General features: G+C 38.3%; 12 protein-coding genes. All 12 read left to right on the top strand.

Annotation, left to right across the window (positions count from 1 at the left end):
* The first annotated feature begins 63 nt into the window (after positions 1 to 63).
* The 12 genes from C1E99_RS11400 (at position 64) to ftsH (ending at position 11,961) form a co-directional block, all read left to right on the top strand.
* Entirely contained in the window at positions 64 to 267 is a 204-nt protein-coding gene (locus C1E99_RS11400) for a DUF951 domain-containing protein (RefSeq protein WP_014637239.1), read from the top strand.
* A 103-nt stretch (positions 268 to 370) separates the two neighbouring features.
* Positions 371 to 745: a helix-turn-helix domain-containing protein gene (locus tag C1E99_RS11395; RefSeq protein ID WP_105207615.1), complete on the top strand. Its 375-nt coding sequence runs from the start codon at positions 371 to 373 to the stop codon at positions 743 to 745.
* Between the two features lie 85 nt (positions 746 to 830).
* The gene (gene ychF, locus C1E99_RS11390; protein ID WP_024389193.1) at positions 831 to 1,946 is read left to right on the top strand and encodes a redox-regulated ATPase YchF; all 1,116 of its coding nucleotides are present in this window, start codon (positions 831 to 833) and stop codon (positions 1,944 to 1,946) included.
* Between the two features lie 55 nt (positions 1,947 to 2,001).
* The gene (gene pth / locus C1E99_RS11385) at positions 2,002 to 2,571 is read left to right on the top strand and encodes an aminoacyl-tRNA hydrolase (protein WP_105207614.1); all 570 of its coding nucleotides are present in this window, start codon (positions 2,002 to 2,004) and stop codon (positions 2,569 to 2,571) included.
* Positions 2,571 to 6,065, top strand: coding sequence for a transcription-repair coupling factor (mfd, locus tag C1E99_RS11380; protein WP_105207613.1), 3,495 nt, complete (start codon positions 2,571 to 2,573; stop codon positions 6,063 to 6,065). The genes pth and mfd overlap by 1 nt, the downstream gene beginning before the upstream one ends.
* Before the next feature lie 51 nt (positions 6,066 to 6,116).
* Positions 6,117 to 6,389 (top strand): RNA-binding S4 domain-containing protein, encoded by a 273-nt coding sequence (locus C1E99_RS11375; protein WP_105106557.1) that lies wholly within the window; start codon positions 6,117 to 6,119, stop codon positions 6,387 to 6,389.
* Positions 6,376 to 6,744, top strand: a complete 369-nt coding sequence (locus tag C1E99_RS11370; RefSeq protein ID WP_105106556.1) for an FtsB family cell division protein — start codon at positions 6,376 to 6,378, stop codon at positions 6,742 to 6,744. Before C1E99_RS11375 ends, C1E99_RS11370 begins: the two co-directional genes overlap by 14 nt.
* A complete protein-coding gene (locus C1E99_RS15430) occupies positions 6,741 to 6,854 on the top strand; it encodes an SP_0009 family protein (protein ID WP_105106555.1) in 114 nt (37 codons plus the stop codon). Before C1E99_RS11370 ends, C1E99_RS15430 begins: the two co-directional genes overlap by 4 nt.
* Positions 6,855 to 6,866: 12 nt before the next feature.
* Positions 6,867 to 8,147 carry a serine hydrolase gene (locus C1E99_RS11360; RefSeq protein ID WP_105207612.1) on the top strand — a complete coding sequence of 427 codons (1,281 nt, stop codon included), beginning with the start codon at positions 6,867 to 6,869 and terminating at the stop codon, positions 8,145 to 8,147.
* Positions 8,148 to 9,416 (top strand): tRNA lysidine(34) synthetase TilS, encoded by a 1,269-nt coding sequence (gene tilS, locus C1E99_RS11355; protein ID WP_105207611.1) that lies wholly within the window; start codon positions 8,148 to 8,150, stop codon positions 9,414 to 9,416.
* A gap of 7 nt (positions 9,417 to 9,423) precedes the next feature.
* On the top strand, positions 9,424 to 9,966 hold the full coding sequence (gene hpt / locus C1E99_RS11350) for a hypoxanthine phosphoribosyltransferase (RefSeq protein ID WP_105106552.1): 543 nt from the start codon (positions 9,424 to 9,426) through the stop codon (positions 9,964 to 9,966).
* 21 nt (positions 9,967 to 9,987) lie between these two features.
* Complete coding sequence (gene ftsH / locus C1E99_RS11345) at positions 9,988 to 11,961, top strand: ATP-dependent zinc metalloprotease FtsH (RefSeq protein ID WP_105207610.1); 1,974 nt, start codon at positions 9,988 to 9,990, stop codon at positions 11,959 to 11,961.
* Positions 11,962 to 12,232 lie beyond the last annotated feature (271 nt).

Here is a 12,232-nt window from a genome sequence, read left to right as displayed (position 1 = left end):
TGAAAACGGCTAGCCTAGCCGTTTTTATGTTATACTGAAAGAAATAGGACTAAAGGAGTATTTATGTACCAATTAGGATCATTTGTTGAAATGAAAAAGCCTCATGCCTGTGTCATCAAATCGACCGGAAAGAAGGCCAATAAATGGGAGGTTATCCGCCTAGGAGCGGATATTAAAATCCGCTGCAGTAACTGTGACCATGTTGTTATGATGAGCCGATATGATTTTGAACGAAAAATGAAACAAGTTCTACCAAGTGAAGCCTAGTTGACAGTTTGCAACTGCTAGTTGCGAATTTTTTCTAACAAGTGCTAGTCAACCATCCCTTTCTAAATTATAATAGACTTAGAAAAAAGAGGAGGACATGATCATGAATCAGTTGGCCCAACAAATTAAAAAGTTACGTACTGGTCAAAATTTGTCTCAGGATGACTTAGCAGAAAAACTCTATGTTACGCGCCAATCCATATCAAAATATGAAAATGCTGAAGCAATGCCAGATATTGACAAACTGGTCCAGCTGGCAGAAATTTTTGGTGTCAGTCTGGATTATCTGGTTTTAGGCAGAGAGCCTGAGAAGGCAGTTGTGGTGGAAGTCGAAAAGGAGCAACAAGGTGATGATTGGGAACCTTGGAAAGTAAGTAACGGCTGGGAATTTTTAGCTCGCTTCTGGTGGCTTCCTCTCCCATTTCTCGGTTTTCTATCTTGGTTTTTACCTAAAATTCTTCCGAATATCTTCGGATAGTAAAAAGCTTGGCAATCAGCAAGCTTTTTCTCTATTTTTCTGCTATAATAGTCATGATTGAATTTTTAATTGGAGAGTAAAAAACATGGCTTTAACAGCAGGAATCGTCGGTTTGCCAAACGTTGGTAAATCAACCCTATTTAACGCGATTACAAAGGCAGGAGCAGAGGCTGCCAACTACCCTTTCGCGACCATTGATCCAAACGTCGGCATGGTAGAAGTGCCCGATGAGCGTTTGCAGAAGTTGACAGAACTTATCACTCCTAAAAAGACAGTTCCAACCACTTTTGAATTTACCGATATTGCCGGTATTGTAAAAGGTGCCTCTAAAGGTGAAGGGCTTGGAAATAAATTCTTGGCCAATATCCGCGAAGTTGACGCTATTGTCCATGTGGTGCGTGCTTTTGACGATGAAAATGTTATGCGTGAACAAGGCCGTGAAGATGCCTTTGTGGACCCTATCGCAGATATTGATACTATTAACCTAGAATTGATTTTGGCGGACCTAGAGAGCATCAACAAACGCTATGCCCGTGTTGAAAAAATGGCCCGTACGCAAAAAGACAAGGATTCTGTCGCAGAATTTGCAGTCCTTGAAAAAATCAAACCAGTCCTAGAAGATGGAAAATCTGCTCGTACAGTTGACTTTACAGATGAAGAACAAAAAATCGTTAAGCAACTCTTCCTCTTGACCACCAAGCCAGTCCTCTATGTTGCCAACGTCGATGAAGACAAGGTAGCAGATCCTGAGTCCATCAGTTATGTTCAGCAAATCCGTGACTTTGCGGCGACAGAAAATGCAGAAGTAGTGGTGATTTCTGCGCGTGCAGAAGAGGAAATTTCAGAACTAGACGATGAAGACAAGGGTGAGTTTTTGGAAGCCCTTGGTTTGACAGAATCTGGCGTGGACAAATTGACCCGTGCAGCCTACCATTTGCTTGGACTTGGCACCTACTTTACAGCAGGAGAAAAAGAGGTGCGTGCATGGACCTTCAAGCGTGGTATGAAAGCTCCTCAATGTGCTGGCATCATCCACTCAGACTTCGAAAAAGGCTTTATCCGTGCGGTAACTATGTCCTATGATGATTTGATGACCTACGGCTCTGAGAAGGCTGTTAAAGAAGCAGGACGCCTTCGTGAAGAAGGAAAAGAATACGTGGTTCAAGATGGGGACATTATGGAGTTCCGCTTTAACGTATAATAGATAATCAGGTTGGAATATATTTTCCAGCCTTTTGGCATGTAAGGAGAAAAAAATGACACGATTGATCATTGGCCTAGGAAATCCTGGGGACCGCTATTTTGAAACTAAGCACAATGTCGGCTTTATGTTGTTGGATAAGATTGCCAAGCGTGAAAATGTAACTTTTAGTCAAGACAAGATTTTCCAAGCGGACATTGCCACAACCTTTATTGACGGTGAAAAAATTTACCTGGTCAAACCAACCACCTTCATGAACGAATCAGGCAAGGCAGTCCATGCCTTGATGGCCTATTATGGTTTGGATGAAAAGGATATTTTGGTGGCTTACGACGATTTGGACATGGCAGTAGGAAAAATCCGTTTCCGACAAAAAGGTTCGGCAGGTGGCCATAATGGGATTAAATCCATTGTCAAGCATATTGGGACGCAGGAATTTGACCGTATCAAGATTGGCATTGGAAGACCAAAAGGAAAAATGAGTGTTGTCAACCACGTCTTATCAGGATTTGACACAGAAGACCGTATCGAAATTGACTTGGCCTTAGAGAAACTTGACAAGGCTGTCAACTTCTATTTGGAAGAAGATGATTTTGATACTATTATGAGAAAGTTTAATGGCTAATGAATATACTAGATATACTTCACAAGAACAAGCAGATCAATCAATGGCAGTCTGGTTTAAACAAATCAACTCGCCAGTTACTATTAGGATTGTCTGGAACCAGTAAGTCATTAGTCATGGCGACTGCCTATGATAGTTTGGCTGAGAAAATAATGATTGTAACGGCTAGTCAGAATGAAGCGGAGAGGTTGGCTACAGATTTATCAGCCATTATAGGTAGTGAGAATGTTTACAACTTCTTTACAGATGATAGTCCGATTGCAGAGTTTGTTTTCGCTTCTAAGGAACGAACGCAGTCAAGAATTGACAGCTTGAATTTTCTGAACAATCCCACTCAGTCCGGAGTTCTAGTTGTCAGCATGGCTGCTTGTAGGATTCTGTTACCGAATCCAGAAATATTTAGAGAGTCAAAGATTAAAATAGAAGTTGGTCAAGAAATTGAAGTTGACAATCTTGTAAAGAAACTTGTCAACACAGGCTACAAAAAGGTGTCCAGAGTTCTAACTCAGGGAGAATTTAGCCAACGGGGAGACATCCTAGATGTTTTTGATATGCAAGCTGAGGCCCCTTATCGTTTGGAATTTTTTGGAGATGAGATTGATGGTATTCGTATCTTTGATGTCGACAGTCAAAAGTCTTTAGAAAATTTGGATAGTATCAGCATTGCTCCAGCATCGGATATTCTTTTGACAGCTACTGACTATGAACGGGCCTGCAGTAGTATTGAAACAGCTATTGAACAATCGCATATAGAAGAGCAGCAGTCTTATTTACGGGAAGTTTTGGCGGATATGCAAACAGAATATCGTCATCCCGATTTACGAAAATTTCTATCATTTTTATATGAACAATCTTGGACACTGTTGGATTATTTGCCAAAGGGCTCTCCCTTATTTTTAGATGATTTTCATAAAATCGCTGATAAGCAGGCTCAATTTGAAAAAGAATCAGCAGAGTTATTGACAGATGATTTACAAAAGGGTAAATCAGTGTCAAGTTTAAACTATTTTGCATCTACCTATTCGGAATTAAGAAAATATAAACCTGCTACCTTCTTTTCAAGTTTTCAAAAGGGGTTGGGAAATGTAAAATTTGATGCCCTCTATCAATTTACTCAACATCCTATGCAGGAATTTTTCCATCAAATTCCCCTATTGAAAGAAGAACTAACTCGGTATGCTAAATCGAAGAATACGGTCATTATTCAAGCAAGTTCTGAAGCAAGTTTACAGACTTTACAAAAATCTTTACAGGAGTATGATATTCAGCTACCTACCTATTCATCAGATAAATTAGTAGAAGGTGAACAACAAGTGACCATTGGGCAGTTAGCTTCTGGATTTCATTTGATGGATGAGAAGCTAGTACTCATTACTGAAAAAGAGATTTTTAATAAAAAGATTAAGCGTAAGGTCCGTAGAACTAATATTTCTAACGCTGAACGTATTAAAGACTATAGTGAGCTAGCTGTTGGTGACTATGTTGTTCACCATGTTCACGGGATTGGCCAATATTTAGGGATAGAAACCATTGAAATTTCAGGTATTCACCGTGATTATGTGACCGTTCAGTATCAAAATGCCGACCGCATTTCCATTCCTGTAGAGCAGATTGATCTCCTTTCCAAATACTTAGCCTCCGATGGAAAAGCTCCAAAGGTCAATAAACTAAACGATGGTCGTTTCCAACGAACCAAGCAAAAGGTTCAGAAACAAGTTGAGGATATTGCGGATGATTTGATTAAGCTTTACGCTGAACGTAGCCAATTGAAAGGCTTTGCTTTTTCACCTGATGATGAAAATCAAATTGAATTTGACAACTACTTTACACACGTGGAAACGGATGACCAACTTCGATCGATTGAAGAAATCAAAAAAGACATGGAAAAAGATTCTCCAATGGATCGTCTGTTAGTAGGAGATGTTGGATTTGGTAAGACAGAAGTAGCCATGCGAGCCGCCTTTAAAGCTGTCAATGATGGCAAGCAAGTAGCTATTCTTGTTCCAACAACTGTTTTAGCCCAGCAACATTATGCTAATTTCCAGGAACGATTTGCTGAATTTCCTGTCAATGTGGATGTTATGAGTCGTTTTAAAACAAAGGCAGAGCAGGAAAAAACGCTAGAGAAGCTGAAAAAAGGTCAAGTTGACATCTTGATTGGTACCCATCGCCTTCTATCAAAAGATGTTGTTTTTGCTGATTTAGGTTTACTGGTTATTGACGAAGAGCAACGGTTTGGTGTCAAGCATAAGGAACGTTTGAAGGAACTGAAAAAGAAAATTGATGTTCTGACCTTGACTGCAACCCCAATTCCTCGTACTCTACAAATGTCTATGCTAGGGATAAGAGACTTATCAGTAATTGAGACTCCACCGACCAATCGGTATCCTGTTCAGACATATGTGATGGAAACAAATCCTTCTGTTATCCGAGATGCAATGCTTCGTGAGATAGATCGCGGAGGTCAGGTTTACTATCTTTACAATAAAGTTGACACCATTGAACAGAAAGTATCAGAATTAAAAGAATTGGTTCCAGAAGCTAGCATAGGTTATGTTCATGGTCAAATGTCGGAAATTCAGCTTGAAAATACCCTTTATGCCTTTGTAGAAGGTGAGTATGATATTCTGGTGACCACAACAATCATCGAAACAGGTGTTGATATTCCAAATGCCAATACCTTATTTATTGAAAATGCCGATCACATGGGACTGTCAACTCTCTATCAACTTCGAGGACGTGTTGGCCGTTCCAGTCGGATTGCCTATGCCTATCTCATGTACCGTCCAGACAAGTCCTTGACAGAAGTAGCTGAAAAACGATTGGAGGCAATCAAGGGCTTTACAGAACTAGGATCAGGTTTCAAGATTGCCATGCAAGATTTGTCTATCCGTGGAGCTGGAAATATTTTAGGTGCTGCTCAGTCAGGTTTTATTGATTCTGTGGGATATGAGATGTATTCACAATTGCTGGAACAAGCTATCTTAGAAAAACAAGGCAAGACGGCTCAGCGTCAAAAAAGCAACTCTGAGGTCAACCTTCAGATTGATGCCTACTTACCGAGTGATTATATTGGAGATCAGCGACAAAAAATTGAAATTTACAAGCGTATCAAGAACATTGACAGCCGTGTAAACTATCAAGATTTACAGGAAGAATTGATGGACCGTTTTGGAGAGTATCCTGATGTAGTAGCCTACTTGCTTGAAATCGGTCTATTGAAGTCATTTTTGGATCAGGTGTTCTGTCATACAGTTCTTAGACGACAACATCAAGTGACAGTAACATTCGAACCTATGGCTGGTCAAATTTTCCTAACGCAAGATTACTTTGAAGCACTATCTGCTACGAATTTGAAAGCTCAGATAACGGAAAACAAAGGAAAGCTAGCTGTTGTGTTTAACATTCAACAGAAAAAAGACTTTGAAATTATTGAAGAATTGATTTCTTTTGCGGAGAAACTACAAGAAATCAAGGCAAGAAAGGCAGAATAAATTTCTCAATTAAATGAAAAAATGGTAAAATGTTTAGTTGAGGTATAGAATATGAGACTAGATAAATATTTAAAAGTTTCGCGCATTATCAAGCGTCGGACAGTTGCAAAGGAAGTAGCTGACAAGGGAAGAATTAAAGTCAATGGTATTTTAGCTAAATCTTCAACAGATTTGAAAGTTGATGACCAGGTTGAAATCCAATTCGGCAATAAACTCCTAACTGTAAAAGTCCTTGAAATGAAAGATTCTACAAAAAAAGAAGATGCACTGAAAATGTATGAAATTGTCAGTGAAAAAAGGATAGAAGCAGATGAGAGAATCTAAAATTCTACAATTAAATAATGACTTTATTCAATCAGAGCGTAAAAAAACTCAAACACAATTTGAAGAACGGCAACAAAAAAATCGTTTCATGGGTGCTATATTAGTTTTGGTCATTTTTCTATTTGTCTTGCCAGCATATAATTTGGTTGGAACTTATACGAATCTTCAACAACAAGAACAGAAGCTTCTTGAACTGAAAAATAATTATGACGAGTTGACCAAAGAACAAAAACAAGAGGCAGAAATGATTGAAAAGCTAAAAAATGAAGAATATGCTGCCAAATACATTCGTGCAAAATACCAATATTCTAAAGAAGGGGAATTTGTCTATAATATTCCAGGGTTACCAAAATGACAGATTCTATTTTTAACATTGTAGAACAATTTCTACAACATTCTGAAGAGAAGTTGGAAGAATTATCTAAGAAAAATCAAGAATTGAAATTAGAGGAAAAGGATAATTAGAAAGGAGGGACTATGCAGAAAAAACTGTTTATATGGATATTACCAGCTCTATTTAGTATATCAGTGATTGATAGTACAGAAATACCATTTCAACTCACAGCACAAGAAGAATATGAACTGACTCAGACGGTCTATAATCAGTATTTTCAAGTTGTCCCTCAAAATCCAAATGTGTTTCAAGTAGAAAATCTTTATTCTGACCTAGAATTGACACAAGTAGTAGGTCAGTTGAAACCAAATCAGGCTTTTTCCATCACAGATGTGACCGTGAATTCCAAAAAAGAGTTGGTTTTTCAGATTGACAATGCTTCTTATATTGTGGCAGATACCCATAAACTATTTGATGATGCTGTTTTAGCAGAAACTCTTGTTGAACAGACTTACTGGACAAATAAAAATATTACAGTTCTTTCCTCTCCAATTTCCAATCAAGCCAAGGAAGTAAAGACAGACCTACAGTCCTATCAACCTGTCAATATCTCTAAAATTGCTACCACTCCGTTAGGTGATTTTGCTTATGTTGCAGACAAAGGTTGGCTTGACATGGAAGATTTATCAGCAACTGATAATAGAATGGATGCTGTTCAAGAGATGCTTAATCAGAAATATTCCAAAGATACAATTGGTGTATATGTTAAACAACTTTCAACAGGTCAAAAAGTTGGTGTCAATCAAGATAAGACATTTTATTCTGCAAGCATTGCTAAACTCCCAATTCTTTACTATGTTCAAGAACAAATCAATGCTGGGCAAGTTGATTTGACAACAAAAGTCAAATACACAGCGGAATCTATGTCCTTTCCAGGTGCCTATGTCGTGGGTGGTAGCGGCTCTTTGTCAAAAACACCTGATAATAAAGAATATTCTATAGAAGAATTAATCAATAAAACGGCTAAAGAATCCGATAATGTGGCTAGTAATTTACTTTCATATTATGTTACTAACCAATTTGACGATAACTTTTACCAACTGACGACTGCTGTTACAGGTAGTCGATGGGATATGGTTACACGTGAAACTTCGGCAGAGGTAGCAGGAAACATGATGGAAGCCATTTATTATCAAAATGGCTATGTTCTCGAAAGTTTACTTTCGACCCAGTTTGATAATCAGCGCATTTCAAAAGATATTGCCGTTCCAGTGGCCCATAAAATTGGTGATGCGGATGATGTCAAACATGACGTAGCTATTGTCTATGCAGAATCTCCATTTGTTTTATCCATCTTTACAGATAAATCAAGCTATGATGAGATTACACAAATTGCAAATGATATTTACGGGATTTTAAAGTAAATGAAAAATAGATTTTTAAAAGTGACACAGGAAGGTCACTTTTTTGATAAACATGAGAAAGTTCTTGTGGCTGTTTCAGGTGGTTTGGATTCTATGAATTTATTTCATCTTTTATACCAATGCCGAAAAGAATTGGGAATTTCTCTGGGACTTGCCCATGTTAATCATGGACAGAGAGAAGAATCTGTTAGTGAGGAAAGCTACCTCAAGCAGTTAGCAGAGGATAGCAAGGTTCCTTTCTTTCTATCACATTTTGAAGGAACTTTTTCAGAAGAAGCAGCGAGGAAATGGCGTTACGCATTCTTTGCGAAAATCATGGAGCAGGAAGGCTACACCGCACTGGTAACAGCCCACCATGCTGATGACCAAGCAGAGACAGTTTTGATGCGTTTGATTCGAGGAAGTCGTTTGCGACATCTGTCTGCCATTCAGCCTATCCAGACCTTTGCAAGCGGAGAACTCATTCGACCTCTCCTATCTTTTAAAAAGTCTGATTTTGACAATGTGTTTCATTTCGAAGATGCTAGCAATCTTAGCTCAACCTATTTCAGAAATAGAGTTCGGCATGGTTATATACCACAATTCAAACAGGAAAATCCAAAAATTGAGCTTGTTCTCAATAATCTGGCAGGTGATACCAGTACTCTATTACAGGCGTTACGAGATTTAACAAAAGATTTGTCTGTTACAGATTTGACAAGTTTTCGGCAACAGACACAGGCAGTCCAGAGGTATTTACTAGAGGAATATTTAGAAGGCTTTCCTGATTTACAATTATCCCGTTCCCAGTTTGACGAGGTTCTTCATATTTTGCAATCAAAAGCAAATTATAAACATCTACTAAAAAATAATTATGTTTTAGAAAAAGATTATCATAGTTTCACAATTGATAAAATAGGACCTCAGACGGATGAGCAACTAGAACCAATCATGATAGAATCAGAAGGTGTTTTTTCTTATGGTTCGTATATTTTTTCACTCAATCACCCAATGGAAGATGCAGAGCATGTTTTACATTTTCCAAGTCACTTACCCATTCTAGTACGAGGAAGACAGGCGGGAGATACTATCCGAATAAACGGCATCACTAAAAAACTCCGTCGTTGGTTTATTGACAATAAAATACCTCAGAAAGTTCGACAAGAGGCAGTTGTGATTGAACAAGATGGTAAAATTTATGGAATTGTCAATCTTGCTAGCAGTGATTTGAGTAAATCAATAAAAAATGATATAATCAAAGCTACCTTATATATAAAAATGAAAGAGTAGAACAACTATGTTGGACAAAGATATTAAGAAAATTCTTGTTTCAGAAGAAGAAATTGTTGCAAAATGTAAAGAACTTGGGCAAATTCTAGCAAATGATTACGCAGATAAGAACCCTATTCTTGTTGGAATTTTAAAAGGTTCTATTCCATTTATGGCAGAATTGATGAAGCATATTGATGCGCATATCGAAACGGATTATATGGTTGTTTCAAGCTATCATGGTGGTACGGAGAGTAGCGGAACTGTTAAAATCATCAAGGATTTAGATAACAGTGTTGCTGGTCGTCATATTATCTTTGTTGAGGATATTATTGATACTGGTCGTACCTTGAAGGAATTGAAAGAGCTTTTTGCATTCCGTCAAGCGGCTTCAATCAAGATTGCTACATTACTTGATAAACCAGAAGGTCGTGTAGTTGAAATTGAGCCAGACTATACTTGTTTCACTATTCCAAATGAATTTGTAGTTGGCTTTGGATTAGACTACGATGAAAACTACCGTAACCTTCCTTACGTTGGTGTACTAAAAGAGGAAGTTTATACAAATTAGAAAAAGGTTTCCTACTATATTATGAACAATCAACAAAATAAAGGATTTATAAGAAATCCTTTTCTCATTATTCTTGTCATCGCGACCATCCTTACAGCATTCCAATTTTTTAATGCAGGTCAACAAGTTGCGACTCAAGAAATCAGCTATTCACAAGTTATTACTGAGCTTAAGAATAATAACGTTTCAGAATTGACCTATCAACCAGATTCAAGTGTTATTGAAATTACTGGTAAGTACAAGACAGAGCAGACAGCCAAGGATGAACTAGCTTCTTCTATTAAGCTATTCCAAGTGTCAAGTACTGTTACCTATAAAAACTTCAAATCGCTTATTCTACCGTCTGAAACAAATTTATCAGAATTACAAACCCTAGCAAATGAAAATGGTGTTAAGGTAACCATTAAACCAGAAAGTTCTAATGGACTGTGGTTAAATATCATCTTTAATTTGTTACCGCTTGTTATCGTTGGTGTATTCTTCATGATGATGATGAACCAGGGTAGTGGCGGAGCACGTGGTGCAATGAACTTTGGACGAAACAAAGCAAAAGCTCTTGAGCAAAGCAATATCAAAGTTCGTTTCTCAGATGTCGCAGGTGCAGAAGAAGAAAAACAAGAATTGGTAGAAGTGGTGGAGTTTTTGAAAGATCCTAAACGCTTTACCAAGCTTGGTGCCCGTATTCCAGCAGGAGTCTTATTAGAGGGACCTCCAGGAACAGGTAAAACTCTTTTGGCAAAAGCTGTAGCAGGTGAAGCAGGCGTTCCATTCTTCTCGATTTCTGGTTCTGATTTCGTTGAAATGTTTGTCGGTGTCGGTGCCAGCCGTGTTCGTTCATTATTTGAAGATGCAAAAAAAGCAGCACCAGCCATTATTTTCATCGATGAAATCGATGCTGTCGGTCGCCAACGTGGTGTCGGTATGGGTGGTGGTAATGACGAACGTGAACAAACCCTTAACCAACTCTTGATTGAAATGGATGGATTTGAAGGCAACGAAGGAATTATCGTCATTGCCGCAACCAACCGTAGTGATGTTTTAGATCCAGCCCTTCTTCGTCCGGGACGTTTTGACCGTAAGGTATTGGTTGGTCGTCCAGATGTCAAGGGTCGCGAAGCAATCCTAAAAGTTCACGCGAAGAATAAACCATTAGCAGCAGACGTAGACTTGAAATTGGTTGCTCAGCAGACTCCAGGTTTTGTTGGTGCTGATTTAGAGAACGTCCTCAACGAAGCAGCTTTAGTTGCTGCACGTCGAAACAAAACTGTGATTGATGCGTCAGATATCGATGAAGCAGAAGATCGTGTCATTGCAGGACCTTCTAAGAAAGACCGCCAAATTTCAGCTAAAGAACGTGAGATCGTTGCCTACCATGAAGCTGGTCATACGATTGTTGGCCTTGTCTTGTCAAATGCGCGTGAAGTTCATAAAGTTACTATTGTACCACGTGGCCGCGCTGGTGGTTACATGATTGCCCTTCCAAAAGAAGACCAAATGCTCCTATCTAAAGAAGATATGAAAGAGCAATTGGCTGGTCTTATGGGGGGACGTGTTGCAGAAGAAATTATTTTCAACACCCAAACAACAGGTGCCTCAAATGACTTTGAACAAGCTACACAGATGGCGCGTGCTATGGTTGCAGAATATGGTATGAGTGAAAAAATGGGACCAATGCAATATGAAGGTAGTCATGCAATGTTTGGTGGCCAGACAACTCATAAACACATATCAGAACAAACTGCCTATGAATTAGATAATGAAGTCCGTGATTTACTAAATGAAGCTCGCAATAAAGCGGCTGAAATTATTCATTCTAATCGTGAAACTCATAAATTAATTGCAGAAGCATTGCTCAAATACGAAACTCTCGATAGTGTTCAAATTAAATCTCTGTATGAAACAGGCAAAATGCCAGAGAATATTGAGCACGATGATGAAGATGTTCATCCTCTTTCTTATGAAGAAGTAAAAGAGAAGATTAATACGAAAGAGTAAGATAAGCTTACTTTGAATATGACATCTACACCCCCTTGCTAACAAACTAATAAAATAATTACAAAGCCCTCATTAAGTTCAATACTTAGTGGGGGCTTTTGTTGGAATAGATTAAGTAGAACAATTATCTGAAATAAAAAACAGAAGATTAAATAAAAGGCTCTTTGTCAACTGTAGTGGGTAGACGAAAAGCTAACATCTAGAGAGGACGAAATTCGTTCTCTCATTTTTGATGTTTAAAGCAATATATATCTTGGTTTTAAAGTTCGTA

The sequence above is a fragment of the Streptococcus suis genome (assembly GCF_002964045.1).
GTDB lineage: Bacteria > Bacillota > Bacilli > Lactobacillales > Streptococcaceae > Streptococcus > Streptococcus suis_U.
This window is presented reverse-complemented; position numbering and strand designations above follow the sequence as displayed.

Bases quoted from the DNA above. Each gene is read 5' to 3' on its own strand.
- tilS (WP_105207611.1), top strand. From the start codon at position 8,148: ATGAAAAATAGATTTTTAAAAGTGACACAGGAAGGTCACTTTTTTGAT.
- C1E99_RS15430 (WP_105106555.1), top strand. From the start codon at position 6,741: ATGACAGATTCTATTTTTAACATTGTAGAACAATTTCTACAACATTCT.
- C1E99_RS11375 (WP_105106557.1), top strand. From the start codon at position 6,117: ATGAGACTAGATAAATATTTAAAAGTTTCGCGCATTATCAAGCGTCGG.
- ychF (WP_024389193.1), top strand. From the start codon at position 831: ATGGCTTTAACAGCAGGAATCGTCGGTTTGCCAAACGTTGGTAAATCA.
- mfd (WP_105207613.1), top strand. From the start codon at position 2,571: ATGAATATACTAGATATACTTCACAAGAACAAGCAGATCAATCAATGG.
- C1E99_RS11400 (WP_014637239.1), top strand. From the start codon at position 64: ATGTACCAATTAGGATCATTTGTTGAAATGAAAAAGCCTCATGCCTGT.
- hpt (WP_105106552.1), top strand. From the start codon at position 9,424: ATGTTGGACAAAGATATTAAGAAAATTCTTGTTTCAGAAGAAGAAATT.
- C1E99_RS11360 (WP_105207612.1), top strand. From the start codon at position 6,867: ATGCAGAAAAAACTGTTTATATGGATATTACCAGCTCTATTTAGTATA.
- C1E99_RS11370 (WP_105106556.1), top strand. From the start codon at position 6,376: ATGAGAGAATCTAAAATTCTACAATTAAATAATGACTTTATTCAATCA.
- pth (WP_105207614.1), top strand. From the start codon at position 2,002: ATGACACGATTGATCATTGGCCTAGGAAATCCTGGGGACCGCTATTTT.
- C1E99_RS11395 (WP_105207615.1), top strand. From the start codon at position 371: ATGAATCAGTTGGCCCAACAAATTAAAAAGTTACGTACTGGTCAAAAT.
- ftsH (WP_105207610.1), top strand. From the start codon at position 9,988: ATGAACAATCAACAAAATAAAGGATTTATAAGAAATCCTTTTCTCATT.